The organism is Exiguobacterium sp. s160, from assembly GCF_018617575.1.
Classification (GTDB): domain Bacteria; phylum Bacillota; class Bacilli; order Exiguobacteriales; family Exiguobacteriaceae; genus Exiguobacterium; species Exiguobacterium aestuarii_A.
In genome coordinates this window covers 52,854-68,059 of sequence record NZ_JACSKK010000009.1, presented here as the reverse complement: position 1 = coordinate 68,059, position 15,206 = coordinate 52,854, and the positions used below count along the sequence as shown (strand labels likewise).

18 protein-coding genes are annotated in these 15,206 nt (G+C 44.2%); 11 read left to right on the top strand and 7 right to left on the bottom strand.

The window, feature by feature from the left end; genetic code table 11:
• The first annotated feature begins 40 nt into the window (after window positions 1-40).
• Both KNO86_RS13320 and KNO86_RS13315 read left to right on the top strand, forming a co-directional pair.
• Entirely contained in the window at window positions 41-514 is a 474-nt protein-coding gene (locus KNO86_RS13320; RefSeq protein WP_214697041.1) for a hypothetical protein, read from the top strand.
• A gap of 3 nt (window positions 515-517) precedes the next feature.
• A complete protein-coding gene (locus tag KNO86_RS13315) occupies window positions 518-1,096 on the top strand; it encodes an NADPH-dependent F420 reductase (RefSeq protein ID WP_214697040.1) in 579 nt (192 codons plus the stop codon).
• Between the two features lie 38 nt (window positions 1,097-1,134).
• Here the strand turns inward: KNO86_RS13315 and KNO86_RS13310 are convergent, their stop codons facing one another.
• Window positions 1,135-1,470 (bottom strand): TM2 domain-containing protein, encoded by a 336-nt coding sequence (locus KNO86_RS13310; RefSeq protein ID WP_214697039.1) that lies wholly within the window; start codon window positions 1,468-1,470, stop codon window positions 1,135-1,137.
• 104 nt (window positions 1,471-1,574) lie between these two features.
• Between KNO86_RS13310 and KNO86_RS13305 the strand changes: the two genes are divergently transcribed.
• Both KNO86_RS13305 and KNO86_RS13300 read left to right on the top strand, forming a co-directional pair.
• The gene (locus KNO86_RS13305; RefSeq protein WP_015880595.1) at window positions 1,575-1,733 is read left to right on the top strand and encodes a hypothetical protein; all 159 of its coding nucleotides are present in this window, start codon (window positions 1,575-1,577) and stop codon (window positions 1,731-1,733) included.
• Entirely contained in the window at window positions 1,730-2,128 is a 399-nt protein-coding gene (locus tag KNO86_RS13300; RefSeq protein ID WP_214697038.1) for a hypothetical protein, read from the top strand. Before KNO86_RS13305 ends, KNO86_RS13300 begins: the two co-directional genes overlap by 4 nt.
• Before the next feature lie 36 nt (window positions 2,129-2,164).
• On the opposite strand, the gene KNO86_RS13295 is transcribed toward KNO86_RS13300, so the two are convergent.
• Complete coding sequence (locus KNO86_RS13295; RefSeq protein ID WP_214697037.1) at window positions 2,165-3,400, bottom strand: MDR family MFS transporter; 1,236 nt, start codon at window positions 3,398-3,400, stop codon at window positions 2,165-2,167.
• A gap of 99 nt (window positions 3,401-3,499) precedes the next feature.
• Between KNO86_RS13295 and KNO86_RS13290 the strand changes: the two genes are divergently transcribed.
• Both KNO86_RS13290 and KNO86_RS13285 read left to right on the top strand, forming a co-directional pair.
• Window positions 3,500-5,125: an ABC transporter substrate-binding protein gene (locus KNO86_RS13290; RefSeq protein WP_214697036.1), complete on the top strand. Its 1,626-nt coding sequence runs from the start codon at window positions 3,500-3,502 to the stop codon at window positions 5,123-5,125.
• A gap of 11 nt (window positions 5,126-5,136) precedes the next feature.
• Window positions 5,137-5,538, top strand: coding sequence for a hypothetical protein (locus tag KNO86_RS13285; protein ID WP_214697035.1), 402 nt, complete (start codon window positions 5,137-5,139; stop codon window positions 5,536-5,538).
• Between the two features lie 14 nt (window positions 5,539-5,552).
• Here KNO86_RS13285 and KNO86_RS13280 read toward each other — a convergent pair whose 3' ends face one another.
• Window positions 5,553-5,762, bottom strand: coding sequence for a YdiK family protein (locus tag KNO86_RS13280; protein ID WP_214697034.1), 210 nt, complete (start codon window positions 5,760-5,762; stop codon window positions 5,553-5,555).
• A gap of 16 nt (window positions 5,763-5,778) precedes the next feature.
• Window positions 5,779-6,474, bottom strand: coding sequence for a CPBP family intramembrane glutamic endopeptidase (locus KNO86_RS13275; RefSeq protein ID WP_084156048.1), 696 nt, complete (start codon window positions 6,472-6,474; stop codon window positions 5,779-5,781).
• Window positions 6,475-6,687: 213 nt separating this feature from the next.
• On the opposite strand from KNO86_RS13275, the gene groES reads away from it, so the two are divergent.
• Both groES and groL read left to right on the top strand, forming a co-directional pair.
• Complete coding sequence (groES, locus tag KNO86_RS13270) at window positions 6,688-6,972, top strand: co-chaperone GroES (protein ID WP_074032569.1); 285 nt, start codon at window positions 6,688-6,690, stop codon at window positions 6,970-6,972.
• A 39-nt stretch (window positions 6,973-7,011) separates the two neighbouring features.
• Window positions 7,012-8,646: a chaperonin GroEL gene (groL, locus tag KNO86_RS13265; RefSeq protein ID WP_214697033.1), complete on the top strand. Its 1,635-nt coding sequence runs from the start codon at window positions 7,012-7,014 to the stop codon at window positions 8,644-8,646.
• A gap of 115 nt (window positions 8,647-8,761) precedes the next feature.
• Here the strand turns inward: groL and KNO86_RS13260 are convergent, their stop codons facing one another.
• From KNO86_RS13260 to KNO86_RS13250, 3 genes are all read right to left on the bottom strand, one after another.
• Window positions 8,762-10,366, bottom strand: a complete 1,605-nt coding sequence (locus tag KNO86_RS13260; protein ID WP_214697032.1) for an ABC1 kinase family protein — start codon at window positions 10,364-10,366, stop codon at window positions 8,762-8,764.
• 114 nt (window positions 10,367-10,480) lie between these two features.
• Window positions 10,481-10,816, bottom strand: a complete 336-nt coding sequence (locus KNO86_RS14850; protein ID WP_214697031.1) for a DUF1516 family protein — start codon at window positions 10,814-10,816, stop codon at window positions 10,481-10,483.
• 28 nt (window positions 10,817-10,844) lie between these two features.
• Complete coding sequence (locus tag KNO86_RS13250) at window positions 10,845-12,014, bottom strand: MFS transporter (RefSeq protein WP_214697030.1); 1,170 nt, start codon at window positions 12,012-12,014, stop codon at window positions 10,845-10,847.
• 119 nt (window positions 12,015-12,133) lie between these two features.
• Here KNO86_RS13250 and KNO86_RS13245 point away from each other — a divergent pair, with 119 nt between their 5' ends.
• The 3 genes from KNO86_RS13245 to KNO86_RS13235 all read left to right on the top strand — a co-directional run bounded on the left by KNO86_RS13245 (window position 12,134) and on the right by KNO86_RS13235 (window position 14,951).
• A complete protein-coding gene (locus KNO86_RS13245) occupies window positions 12,134-12,673 on the top strand; it encodes a PadR family transcriptional regulator (RefSeq protein ID WP_214697028.1) in 540 nt (179 codons plus the stop codon).
• Window positions 12,674-12,937: 264 nt separating this feature from the next.
• Window positions 12,938-13,921 (top strand): DNA/RNA helicase domain-containing protein, encoded by a 984-nt coding sequence (locus KNO86_RS13240; RefSeq protein ID WP_214697026.1) that lies wholly within the window; start codon window positions 12,938-12,940, stop codon window positions 13,919-13,921.
• Window positions 13,908-14,951: a 3'-5' exonuclease gene (locus KNO86_RS13235; protein WP_214697024.1), complete on the top strand. Its 1,044-nt coding sequence runs from the start codon at window positions 13,908-13,910 to the stop codon at window positions 14,949-14,951. Before KNO86_RS13240 ends, KNO86_RS13235 begins: the two co-directional genes overlap by 14 nt.
• Window positions 14,952-15,206 lie beyond the last annotated feature (255 nt).

Below are 15,206 nucleotides of genomic sequence, written 5' to 3'. Positions count from 1 at the left end.
AGTGCGCGTCGTATTTTTTACCTTAGAGGAGGAATTTTTCATGGCTAAAAAGGAAAAACAACCGTATCACATCGTCACGTTCACGTTCCCGGAAGAGGCGATCTCGTATCAGGCGTTCAGTAAACTGAAAAAGTACCATTCGGATGGGCTCGTCGGTTTTGAACAATTGGTCGTCATCAAGCGTGAAGAAAACGGGGCGTTCTCGTTTGAGGATGCGGCGCAGCTCGCACCCGTCAACAAATCGACGAAAGGTGCGCTCATCGGGATGGCGGTTGGGATCCTCGGAGGTCCGTTCGGAATCCTGTTCGGAACACTCACAGGTGGTCTCATCGGTGGCACGAAAGACGTGAAGCATATGCAAGGCATTCAAGATACATTCAAACGGACGGTCGGTAATATCGAACCCGGTCAGACAGGTGTCATGGCCATCGGGGAGGAATTCGATCCATCGATTTTAGACGGGCTCGCAGAAGAGTATGGAGGAACGGTCACACGGACAGACGAGGAGTTGTGAGACATGAAACTCGGAATCTTAGGTGCCGGGAAAGTCGGGCGCACGCTCGGGGAGCAATTCGAACAGGCCGGTTATGAGGTGTTGTACGGAACACGTACGGAGCGGGAAGGGACGTTGACGTTACAAGAAGTCGCCTCAGCAAGCGATGTGCTCCTGCTCTGTACGCCTTTTGCGGCAGCGGTCGATCTGCTGCCGACACTTGATGGACTGAATGGGAAAGTGTTGATTGATGTGACGAATCCAATCGCCATCGAGTTTAACGAAGTCGAGCGCCCTGATGGGGTGTCGGGCGCGGAGTATTTGCAGAGACTCGTTCCCGATACGAAAGTCATCAAAGCGTTCAACCAGACGGGTGTCGAGAATTTAGGCAACCCGGACGGTTCTGTCATGTTCGTCGCAGGAGATGATGAAGAAGCGGTACGGATTGTCGTCGAGTTATCGAACAAGATCGGCTTCGATACGCATCCGCTCCATGGGTTGAAGCTTGCCCGTGAACTAGAAGGGTTGGCGTGGCTATGGATTCATTACGCGGTGAAAGAACGGAAGACACGAGATTTTGCATTTTACTTAAAAGAACACTAAAAACGATCGGGGCGAGTAGCCTCGATCGTCTTTTTTGATTAGAACCCTGTGTAGCGGTCAGAGCGTGTTTGCAGTAGCTCGATCGTCTCACGTTCGATTTGTTCGACTTCGCGCTGTTGCCAACCTGGCATGAGAAACGCATCGACGAGTGCCCAGATTCCTGTGATGATGGCACCGAAACCGAGCGTCAAGACGACGAGGAGGACCATCGCAATTCCTGACCCAATCTTTTTGAAATAAAAGCGATGTGCACCGAGTGCACCGAGGAAAAACCAAAGTAAGTACGCGACGAGTAAGCTGCGCTTGCGCTTCTCGACTTCGCTATTGACGAGCTGCATTTCTTCCGTCGTCAAATCCATGCGTGACACATTCATCGGATTTCAACTCCCTATCCATAATTGTTATAATAAGTTCGGACTCTAGTATATCGGAAAATGGATTTGTTTCCATGATTTCCTAAAAAGAAAAGAGGTTTGCTATGCTTTTTCCGATTTTGACGTTCATCGTCGCGTTTGTTCACGTCGTCGGTGGGGCGATTGCGCTGTATCAATATCCACAATATAAACGAATGGCCATCAGTGCCATCGTACTCGGATTCGTCTACGGTGGGTTGACTGTGGCTGTGATCGGGTTATGAAGTGGGGGGCAAATGGACCACTTCGTTCGCGTCTTCACATGCAGAGTGGCTATCAGTTGGGGACATATCTATTTTTAGGTCTCATCATCTTTGATTTACTTTTAGGTGACGTTCCGAGAATCTCATTTGCGATGTATGCCTTGTTCTTTTACTTTTGGCAACGGGAACGTGTCGAGAAAGAAGACAAGGCGTTAGCCGAAAAGATAAAGCGGAAGTCGGATGAATGGACGATCACACTCGTCATCTTGCTTTGCTTCGTAGGCTATGCCGTCTCACTCGGTTTACAAGAACCTTCTATTTCATTGCTCGAGCTGAGCATCTACGGATTCTCGACAATCTTTTGTATCCGGGCGTTGACATTGATTTATGCGATGCACGAAGAACAGCTCGACTAAAACCCATCCCTTCGCATGAGAAAGGATGGGTTTTATTTAAGAAACCGCTCGTCGTAGGACGAGCTTTTCTTTTACATAGATGCCGCTATAGACGAGGAAGCAGCCGAAGCTGACCAACAGTCCGATATAGACGCTCATCATGAACGGTGTGAGAAGCGATCCGATCAAAATCGTCGAACGTGATAAGAAGTCGGCACCGGCGAACGACGTCCCGGCAAATGCTGAATACGCACCACGTCGGTCTTCTGGCATCATGTTCGCCTTCTCCGTATTTAACACCGGAGAGTACAACAATTCTCCGAACGTGGCAATCAGCATGAAGCCGAGGAGGAGCATCATCGAATTCGCGCTCGTGATGACCGCGTAGCCGATTGTGTACAACGCGAGCCCGCCGAGAAGCGTGTGCTTGTTTGAGAGACGGGAGGCGAGACGTTGAATGAAGAACGTCAACGCGACGACGATGAGCGTGTTCTCGATTTGAATGAGACTCATCATCCGCACCCCGTTGATCGTCCATGATTCAATCGAGAGCGGTTCAAATGAATCGGCGAGTCGGACCGCGACATAACTACCCATCGAGAACTCAGCGGCGAGGATACACATCGAGCCGAAGACGACTTTGACGAAAGGACGGTCACGCCAGGCAATTTGATAACTTTGGAACACGTCGACGAAGACGAGGCGAAGCTTTTGAGAGGTCCACGTCCGTTTCGTGTCTTCGAGGAAAATGGCGTACGCGATCGGCAACATGCTCGACGTGAACGTCAAAATCCAAAATAGTAACAGCTGATTGCTGACATAGAGCCAGCCTCCGAGCGCCGTCCCAATAGTGATCGATAAGTTGATCAACCAGTAATCGAGCGCGTATACGGCTTTTCGGTTCTCCGGCGTCGTCGCATCGATGATGATCGCGCTCATCGCCGGCCGACCGAGGTTATTTGTGACCGTGAAGATCGTATAGGCGATCATGAAGACGATCATCTGGTCGAACTGGAGACTGAGTGTCATGACGAGAAACATCGATGCTGTGAGGCTAGCCGTCAACACGAGGAGTCGCTTCCGTGAAAATTTATCAGCGAGGTATCCCCCAATTAACCCGATGACGTATCCGAGACAGACGAGCGAGACTAAGAAGACGCCCGCAATCCATTCGTTAAACGCTTTGACAAAGAGAAGTGCCATGAACGGCATGATGGCGAATGAGACCGAACGATTGAAAAATGATGTCACGAGTCGAACTTTAATTGGCTTAGGTATATCTTTCCATTTCATCTTGTCACCTTCCATTCTGTACCTGTATGATAAACAAGACAATGGATTTGAAAAATGGACGATATGGGGAAAAGATGTCCACTTTTAGGGGGATGCGACGTGGATGCATATTTATTTCGATTGTGGAAAGAGTGTCGGGACGGGGCGTACACGATTTCTGATATGGCGGAAGCTATCCATTTAAGCCCGAAGCAGACGAAGCGTCATTTGGCACGATGGCAAGAGGAAGGATGGCTCACGTATACGAGCGGACGCGGTCGCGGGAATTTGACGCGACTTGAATGGCTGCGACACGTGGAGCGCGACTTGGCGAAACAGCTACTCGAACGCATGGAGAAAGAGTCGGTCGAGGCGGTGACGAGTCAGCTCGAATGGGACTGGTCGCCTGCGCAGGCAGGGCGCTTCATGCGCCAGCTTGAGAAGAAGTTCGGTTACGTCCAAACATCGAGCGATGCGCTCATCATTCCGCGCCGTCGTCACTTTTTAACGACACATCCGCTTGAGGCGGCTGACATTCATAGCGCCCACCTCGTCCAAAACGTATTCAATCGTCTCTTCATGATTGACGCGTCCGGAGAGGTCACAGGAGAGCTCGCCCATCATTACGAATGGCAAGGAAGTACGCTCGTCTTGTTTCTTCGGAAAGGCGTCCGTTTTCATGACGGATCGCTCATGACGAGTAAAGACGTGACGAAGAGTTTACGCACACTCGTTCAGTCGGATGTGTATCGCTATATGTACCGGCACGTCCGGCACATCGCATCGAACGGCACGTATCGCGTCGATGTCACGCTCGACCGGCGCCGAAATTCCTACATCCCGAAACTGTCGATGATTCATACGAGCATCGCGAAAGGGAGCGTCGGGACGGGTCCGTTTCAATTGGATCGCCACGACAAGGAGAAGACGGTCCTTCTCGCCTTTGAGAATTACTTTGGGGTACGGGCGCTCCTGGACCGGGTCGAGTTCATCAAAGTGCCGGACGGATATGACCCGACGTATCGAATCTCGTCGCGGGATTCCAAGGAGACCGGACTGATCTCGACACCGTCCGGATTCGGGCTTGTCATCTTAAACAGTCATCCGCATAGTGTGTTCGCGAATGAAGAGGCGAGGCATTATATGCATCGCTTGATTGCGGAGATTCGTCCGGAAATCGGGACGTTGAATGAGCGAAGAACACCGAACGACAGAGGTTTTCTCGGTTTGCTGAGTGAGACGTATGATGTTCCAAAAGGGGCACCCGTCACGTTCGACCGTCCGATACGAATCAAACAGACGGACTATACGAACGATACGACCGATTGGATTGCCGAGATGTTGACGCGTCATGGGATTGCCTATGAGTTCGTACCCATCAGTTTCAAAGATTCGATTCACGACAAAACGTATTATGAATACGTCGACCTGGTCGTTCACGGGGAAGTGTTCGAACGGAACGTGACGCTCGGGTTCGAACAGTTTATGACGAACGAGTACTCGCCTCCGCATAAAGTGTTCCCTTATATCGAGGGGATGGCGGAACGGATCGAACGGTATGACGACTTGCCGTTTGAGGACTGGTTGCCCCTGCACCGCAAGATTGAGCGCGAGTTGAAAGAAAAGTCGTACTTCATCCCGCTCTATAATGAGGAGCGGACGATTCCGTTCCCGGTCGAGCTAAAGGACGTCTGTGTCGACTTGTTCGGTTATTTTGATTTTGCAAAACTATGGATTCCGTCGTAAGGAGGGGTATGGTGCGTAAGAAGTTACTCATTGGGTTCATGATCTTTTTTGTAGGACTGTTTCTGTTCGCGCTATGGGATGGTGTGTTTCTTAGCATAACAATCGTGGGTCTAGGATTCACAATCTATGGTTATCGACACGAAGAAATTGAAAAGCTTGAGGAAAAGGTGACGAAGAGAATCATGAGACAAGTCGATGCGACACTCATGAGCATCACGATTTACGGTTTGCTGGTCATTGGCGTTATCATCAATTTCTTCATGGATGAACCACAGGTTTCATTGATTGATGCCATTTATGTATTATTAGGTGTGGTGTTCGGTCTGCGTGGACTACTCATTCGGAGTGTCTATCAAGAGGAAATACAGGATCAATCGAAAGTTACAACCATAAGTAAAACCCCGAGCTCGTAAGACTCGGGGTTTCGTTATGCGGATTTGTCCGTGCCTTCTTTTTTGACTTTTCGGGCGAGTGCCAAGATTTGATACACTTTGAAAAAGTCGTAAGCGGCGACGGCGATGATGAAGTACGTCCAGAAGCTGAACCCATACTCTTGTACCGAGAAGTACGCGAGGACGGTGAACAACACACCGAACGAGAGACTAAAGAGCAACATCACTTTTAATTGTCGCGGCATAACTGCCACCTCATTTCTACATTAAAAATAGTACGAGCATCACGAGCGCGTTGTTGAACGCGTGGATGGCGATTGGCACGATTAATCGTCTCGTTTTCGCATACGCGTATGAGAACGCGAAGCTCATCGCGATATACACGAGGAACCGATTGTCTTGGTGGATGAGCGCGAATAGGATCGAACTGACCCCAAAGGCAATCCAAAATCCGAAGCGAGCGTTCAAGTTTCCGAACAAAATATGGCGGAAGAGAATCTCTTCGATAATCGGTCCGAGCAAGACGACCGGCAAAATCATGAGTGGAATGACTTCCACCATCTCGGCAATATTTTGTGTGTTCATCGACTCGACCAGTTCACCAGAGATGGCCGTCTCAATCAAGTTCGCCACGATGACAAGTCCATATTGCATCAAAATCCCGAGGCCGATCCATTTGACCGTGTCGTTCAAGTTCGACTGGATGCCTTGCGCCTTGTATTGTTTCAAGTCCGGCCAGATGAGTAAAATCGACAGAACAATCGTCACACCGAATCCGATGGCGAGCCAGAGCCCGACGAACGTTTCTGTTAACCATTCCGGTCGCACTTCGCTAATCACGAGCGGAAACAGTTGGACGAACGCATATAGTAAAATCGGGGTGAGGTGCCGGAGACGAATGTTAGGCGCCATCGAAAAACGGGTATTTATCGATTGGTTTGAGTTTAATGTAGCCAATTCAACACGTCCTTAATCATAAGAATGAACCTACCTTTTTCTCATTGTAACAAATAAGTTCTCTTGACCGCGAGTAGGAGCATTTTTTGATGTTCCCCACTTGATTTTTTAATCGTCCCATACTACACTTATCAATGTTAGCACTCCTTTTAACTGAGTGCTAAAACCTTACGATACACATTACATCATTCATATTCGGAGGAGGGTTTTTCCATGTTAAAACCACTAGGCGATCGTGTCATCATCGAAGTCGTGGAGAAAGAAGAAAAGACGATCGGGGGCATCGTGCTTCCTGATACGGCGAAAGAAAAGCCGCAACAAGGGAAAGTCATCGCAGTCGGAACGGGCCGCGTGACAGACCAAGGCGAGCGTATCGCTCTCGACGTGAAAGAAAATGATTTGGTCATCTACTCGAAGTACGCAGGTACCGAAGTGAAGCATGATGGAAAAGAGTACTTAATCGTTCGCGAGAGCGACATTCTCGCAATCGTAGGCTAAGCACCATTATTCAAAAACTTTTTTAGGGGGAAATGAACGATGGCAAAAGATATCAAATTCTCAGAAGATGCACGTCACGCGATGCTTCGCGGCGTCGACGCACTCGCTGACGCAGTCAAAGTAACGATTGGACCAAAAGGACGTAACGTCGTCCTCGAGAAGAAATTCGGTTCACCACTCATCACGAACGATGGCGTGACAATCGCGAAAGAAATCGAACTCGAAGACCGATTCGAAAACATGGGTGCGAAACTCGTTGCGGAAGTCGCGTCGAAGACAAACGAAGTCGCAGGGGACGGTACGACAACAGCGACAGTCCTCGCGCAAGCGATGATTCGTGAAGGGCTCAAGAACGTTACAGCGGGCGCGAACCCGATGATCCTTCGTAAAGGAATCGACAAAGCGGTTCGTCGTGCACTCGAAGAATTGAAATTGATTTCAAAACCAATCGAGTCAAAAGAAGCAATCGCACAAGTCGCAGCCATCTCAGCAGCGGACGAAGAAGTCGGCGAATTGATCGCAGAAGCGATGGAGCGCGTCGGTAACGACGGTGTTATCACAATCGAAGAATCACGCGGCTTCACGACAGAACTCGACGTCGTCGAAGGGATGCAGTTCGACCGTGGCTACTTGTCACCATACATGATCTCAGACTCTGACAAGATGGAAGCGTCACTCGACAACCCGTACATCTTGATCACAGACAAGAAGATTTCGAACATTCAAGAGATCATCCCAGTACTCGAGCAAGTCGTGCAACAAGGGAAACCGATCTTGATCGTTGCAGAAGATATCGAAGGCGATGCCCTCGCGACACTCGTCTTGAACAAACTCCGTGGTACGTTCAACGCGGTAGCCGTCAAAGCACCAGGATTCGGTGACCGTCGTAAAGCGATGCTTGAAGACCTCGCGACACTCACAGGTGGTCAAGTCATCACAGAAGACCTCGGTCTCGACCTCAAATCAGCATCACTCGATATGCTCGGTCGCGCATCGAAAGTCGTCGTCACAAAAGACACAACGACTGTCGTCGAAGGTGCAGGGAACGAAGAAACAATCAAAGCACGCGTTCAAACGATCCGCAACCAAATCGAAGAGACAACGTCTGACTTCGACCGTGAAAAACTCCAAGAGCGTCTCGCAAAACTCGCAGGTGGCGTAGCCGTCGTGAAAGTCGGTGCAGCTACGGAGACAGAGCTCAAAGAGCGTAAACTCCGCATCGAAGACGCACTCAACGCGACACGTGCGGCTGTTGAAGAAGGAATCGTTGCGGGTGGTGGTACATCACTCATCAACGTCATCCCAGCTGTTCGTGCGTTGCTTGCAGAAGTGACAGCGGATGAAGCAACTGGTGTCAAACTCGTCCTTCGTGCCCTCGAAGCACCGGTCCGTCAAATCGCGGAAAACGCGGGTGAAGAAGGTTCGGTCATCGTCGAGAAGCTCAAGAACGAGTCAGTCGGTGTCGGATACAACGCGGCAACTGGCGAATACGTCGACATGATCGCACATGGTATCGTCGACCCAGCGAAAGTGACGCGTTCAGCACTTCAAAACGCAGCATCTGTCTCAGCGATGTTCCTCACAACAGAGGCTGTCATCGCAGACAAGCCAGAAAAAGACGCTCCTGCAATGCCTGACATGGGCGGCATGGGTGGAATGGGCGGAATGATGTAAGTCATACGCCTTCACAGAAACCATTCATCAGCAAAATGAACTGCACCCTGCTTGTTAGACACATCTAATAAGCGGAGGTGCAGTTCATTTTATGCTTGGGGGATTAATGATTATCTTACCTATGTTTTCCTACGTACGATATCATCATTCCTACAAATACTAAAGTTACTATCAAACTTGATGTTAGACCGAGCAAAACTGCGTGATCGCCGGATAATAGAGTGCTATTGGTTAACTTTAAGCTTAGAATAATCCCTGTCGAAATAATACTGAAACTTAGTAGAATCAGACCGAATGTAAAGAGATTCATCATTCGATCGATTTTTTTTAATAATGTTTTTTCGGTTTGTACTCGAACTGTCACTGGAGTTGAACCCATAGATAAGTTTTTGACTATACGATGAAGGTGAACAGGTAATTCAGTTAGCATCTGATATATTTCATCTTGATTCACTGATTGTTTTTTTGAAAGAGAAGTAAATCCGTACTTCTCTTTCATCATTTGTTTTCCAAGCGAATGTATCATATCTGCTAAAGTCAATTTAGGGTGTAGCAGCGTAATTGTTCCTTCAGCTTTAGCAAGTACGTTCCCTACTTGAATCATCTCTGGCGGAACATATATGGAGTATTGTTTAAGTAAAGTCATCAAATCTAAAAAAACAGAACCGAGATTTATTTTTTGAATCTGAGATTTCACGTATTTTTCGGAAAATATAGCCAAATCAAGAGTTAGTTTTCTTTTTTCAGCGGGTTCCAATAATATTTCTTCACTTACAACATCTGATAAGCGGTCAAAATCTTCATTCATTAAACTGAAAAGAATTTTGTTCATCCACAGTCTAGTGGGAGCGTACAGATGGCCCATATTACCGAAATCCAAATAGACTAGGTTGCCTTTATGAACTAAAATATTTCCTGGATGAGGATCGCCATGAAAATAACCACTGATGAAAATTTGATGAAATAAGTCTCTAGCAAATTCCATTGCTAGTTGCTGTTTTATATCTGTTGATAAATGAGGGAAATCAGCAATTTTCTCCCCCTTCATGTACTCCATTACCAATACATGGGTGGTGGAAAAGTTATGATAAACCCGAGGTACTTGTATAGTTGATGATTGATTTTGTGCCGCAAACATATCAGCGTAAGAAGCCTCTTGTCTAAAATCTAGTTCCTTTAACAAAGATTCTGAGAAGTCTTCAAGAATCTTCGTAAATGAAAAAGAAGAGGATGGCTTAGTTAAACGTTCTACCCATGCTGTCATAACTTTTAACCGTTTAATGTCGCGAACGATTTCACGATCAATATTCGGTTTTTTAATTTTGATTGCTACTATTTCATTTGAATGTAGTATGCCCCGATAAACTTGACCGATCGAGGCAGTCCCAATTGGCGTAGAATCAATATCTTTTAGCACTTCATGTACAGGTTGTCCCCATTCATTCTCCAAAATAGTAAGCATAGTTTGCATATCTTCTTCTTTACCGTTGTCTTGTAATAACTCTAATTCTTTTCTAACGTTGGTAGAGAAAAAATCTTTTCTTAAACTCATGAATTGTCCCAGTTTAATGAACGCGCCTCCAAGAGATTGGAGCGACTCCCTTAATTTTTCTCCATCTTTAGCCGTTTCTTTTTTGGTAATTATTCTTCTTATAAGAAAGAGCATCACTAAAATTTTTTTGGTATCTCTAAAAATCATTTTCCCCTCACTTTTTTTCATACGTATTCACTACTAATGAACAAATAAGCACGTTAGATTTCTTTTCTTCAAAACATTTTCACAGTCTTATTGAGCCTGTGACATGCTATTGTTGCTTCATAAACTTGACATGAATTATAACGAAATTATATTAAATCCTAGCAATAAAATTACTGTTAGTGTCAAGACGAATATGATCCAGATGAATGTCGTAGATCGATGTCTAATTTTTCTTGCAATCAATAATTCCATTGAAGTTACTAGTAACACCGCAAGCATTCCTTTTACCAAAAAAGTCAAAGGGAAATTCATAAGGTAAAGCATAGATATTCCTGTACCAAGCATGAGTAATGCGAGAGTTCTAAAAATCATTTTTGAAATGTTTCGATTCGTAACAAAATATGTGATGAAAAAACTGATGATTAACAAAAGCCAAACACTTGCATGAATAGAATATAGGGTTTGAAACATAAAAAAATCTCCTTTATATAATTATGGTTTAAGATACTGTAACAAATTGAGAGTTAGATTTTTTATAGTGGACGATTAATATAATACTGACGAACGTAATGAAACTTAAGATAATAAACGTTCCAACTGAATGAATACTAAGTGTCCAAGTGAACAGCAAAGGACCAATGATTCGACCGATACTGTCTAGTGAGTAACTGATTCCGGACGCCACACCTTGACGTGTTCCTGCATGCAAAGTAATCAATGAAATGACACAGGTTCGTACCAATGCATTCCCACCAGTAAATAATGCGAGACACATTCCTGCTGTCCATAGAGAAGATGCAAATGGTATAAGGAACAATGCAATGCCCGATGCGATTTGTCCAAATACCACCCAACGAGATTCATCACCTGGTTTAATTGAAGGTATAATCATACCTTGAACCAACGCATCTACTAACCCGCTGAACATGAATAGTAAACCCATTTGGAGTGGCGAAATTCCAACTCGATCAATTTCATACAGTTGGAATATGGATTCTAATCCGGCCATTAATAAAGTGGCTATGAAGGTGAAGAGAAGGAGTGGAAGAATTTTTACTTGGTTAATCCAAGTCCACTGTTTTCGGACAGAAAATCTTTCTTTCATACTGTCTTGAACATACTCGTGAGATTCCGATAGTCTCGCCCAGGTTAACAAAGTTAGGCATACAAGAATGATTGCAGAAGAAAAAAAAGGCACTGCTAAACCAAAAACACTTAGTAATCCACCTATAGAAGGTCCGAGTATAAAACCTAGACCGATGCTAATGCCGAGAAACCCCATGTATTTCGTTCGATTTTCATAAGTGGTGTGGTCTGCAACATAGGAAATTGTCGCGGTATACAAGGCACTGGAAAAAAAACCACTCATTATTCTTGCAACATATAGTCCAACCAAATGATTGATTGCTAGTCCAAATAAAGTGAAAGAAAATGCGTAACCGATTAAACCGATTATGATTAATCGCTTTCGCCCATACTGATCAGCCATTAAGCCCCAAATCGGTGCTGTTAGAAAAGAAATAAATGAATGAACAGCTAATAAACCACCAAGATGTATGATGTTAACATTCAAATCATCGATCATTTCAGGCATGATAGGAATGATCATTCCAAATCCTAAATAAGTAAAGAGTTGAATGAACATTAATAAAAATATATTTTTTTTCATGAAACCTCCTTATTAAAGTGACATATGTCATTTTTGACATATAGAATATACCTGATTTAAGTAAGATTTTCAATACTATTGAGTCGTAATTTTCTCTCAAGGAAGAAAGGATGATAGAAATGGGTTTAAAATATGCTTTACTAGGTTTAATTTCAAAAAAACCCCAAACAGGATATGAACTATACACGATTTTTAAGGAAAGAATGATTTATTTTTGGAGTTCTACCCATTCTCAGATTTATACAGAACTGAATAAGATGGAGCGTGAAGAATGGATAAGGTCCACTTATATATATCAAGAAGGGAGTCCAAATAAAAAGCTTTACACGATTACTCAAAAAGGTGAAGAACACCTTTTACATTGGCTCTTGAGTGATAAGATTAAACCAGCAAAAATCAAAGATGAATTTTTACTTCGGGCAAGTGCGTTTCATTTACTCTCTGGAAAAGAAATCATACATCTTCTTGATTCTATTATTGAAAGAGAACAAAGAGTTCTTGAAGCCACTCGAAAATGGCAACAGGATAATAATCGAGATGAAGAGTTTCTTATCGGTGACTTTGTAACTGCAGAGTATGGAGTGATGTATGCTGAAATGTATATTATGTGGTGTGAGAAAGTGAAGCTGGAGGTTAGCAGACGATCAAGAGACAATTAACTTATTAAGACAATGCGTTCTCTACGTGTTGTCAATCATCTCTACAGCATTTCAAATCTAAAAATTGTATGCACAATTGACTTACAGTATTTACAACGAGTTTATTCAGAAGAAAATATAAAGTGGCCACAAATCATAGTTATTTAAGTTGTGGATTGTAAGACATCGAGATGATTTCGATGTCTTTATTTATAAAGTAATCAACTAAATTCAAGTTAATGATAGAAAATACCACTCTCAATTATGGTGAAATAAGTATATGAAATGATTGATATGAGAGGTCATTCGCGTCGTGGTGATAATACTCAAGAACGTCGACAATACGAAGATGCGTTGAGAGAACTGTATGCATTTACTTTTCATATTGATTATGAGGGGGAAGAGGAATCCTATCCTGTCGGGAAGTTTGGGGTGGCACATCCAAAATCACCTGAGATTCCATTGGTTCTTGACTGGCGAAGTGAGATGGCGATGCGGGCCTCGATGTTCAATGGGGAAATCATCGAGACATCTGGAGGGCATATTGTTGGAATGACACAATTGCAACTAGATCGACGCCAGCGACGAGTCATTCAAGCGAATCATCAGAAAGCCTCCACGGGACGAGCTAAGAAATTTACACAGCGATTCACCGAACAGATTAAATCTACATTTAAAAAGTCTGAACCCGTTGTTAAATCAGAGGATTTTATGGAGCAGGAGCTTGCGAAGAAACAAAAAGATCGTTCAATCGATGGTTTCATTGCGACGCGACAAACGGAACAGAACCACATTATTCAAGCACCCATCCATACATATATGATTGTCCAAGGAGCTGCAGGAACAGGGAAGTCTTTAACGGCACTTCATCGCATGTCGTATCTGCAGTATCAAGATGAACGTCGCAATATGTTATATTTGGCGCCGAATGAAGCGACAATTCATCAACTATTAAAGGATGCAGATCATCTACAATTGAAATCGGTTTCGACGATGACGTTTGATGACATGCTCAAAACGGTAACAACAAAAGATTTTTCGGCGCGTATTGTTCCTGAACTTTTACCTTTATACGAATCAGATGTATTGTTCTCATGGAAGGAAGCCGCATTGGAAGAGTGGTATGAGGATGTGGCGGTTCTACTCAAACGTTATGAGCCAATACCTTCTCTAGAATCATTGTACCAACGAGTGTTGGCTATATTGGTTTGGACAGGAGAAACCAGGACCTTCTCAATCAGAACAAATCATACAGATGATCCGAAGTGAATCGGAAAGACTTTCTATAGTAAACAAAGAACAGTATCAAAAAGAATATATCGAAGCGATTCAGCATTGGACATCTGAACTAAGTACGATAAAGAGTCGAGAGTTAGAAAAATTGATGCGTGAAAGTATGGATAACCGACTCAATCGTGAAAAACGTGAGCGGCAACAATTTCTCGACTTCTGGAAAAAGACGACGAGGCTTGAGGCGGCATCTATTTGGACAATCTTAAAAAGTCCTGAGAGATTGATGTACTTAAAGAATGGATACTCAGAGGATTTACTTGAGATGTGGCATAAATTAAAACGACCAACACAACTTGATCGTTTCTTTTGGATGTATCTTCACTATGAAACAAATGGGTATCCGGATAAATGGAGTCATTTGTTTGTCGATGAAGCACAGACACTTCGTCCACTTGATTTAATGGTGCTTGAGAAATTGTGTCGAGGCATGACGGTGTTCGGGGACACGCTTCAAAGCTATCAAAGTCTCGAGATGACATCTTGGAAGCCTATACATACTTACGCAAAAGAGAATTGGAAAGTTGAATATTTGACGAAGACATTCCGGACAGCGAAGCCAATTGTCGATTTAGCAAAAGAAATACTCCTAAATACCGGACATGACACAACATGGATTGATCCATTCAATCGTAATGGGAAACCAGTGGAATTTCTGCAAACGAAGAAAAGTCGAGAAATCAAAGATGTGTTAATGCGTTGGCGAAGAGAACGATATTCAATATGTATTATTACATCGACCAAAGAACGAGCAGAATTTTTACACCATAAACTTGCATTATCGACCCAATTCATTCAATCAGAGACGACCAAAGTAGGTGAAGAGATTGTCATTTCAACAATCGATTACTTGCGAGGTATGGAGTTTGATGCAGTTCTACTTATGGATGTAGATGAAACGAATTATCCAGACAGACCAGAAGAGGCAAGACGTTTGTATGTTTCATTAACACGAGCGTTACACGAAGTGGTGTTACACACAAAAGATGAATATTCGACACTACTGTAAGATCATTTGCTTGAAGAATGAAGAAGTAAATTCTAAACATTCGACTTAAATTTTGAACTTTAATTGTACGATTTGCGTGTTCACTTCAAAATAATGGTTTGTGATTAGTAGTAACTCTTTTCTGACACTGACTAAGCGACGAGACTGATTCTTTTCCGTAAATCGTTTGAATACGAGACCCGCGTCACGACATCAATCGTGACGCGTTTTTTGTGTCTTCTTTAAATCAAACATATCCTAATTTGCACAAATGTT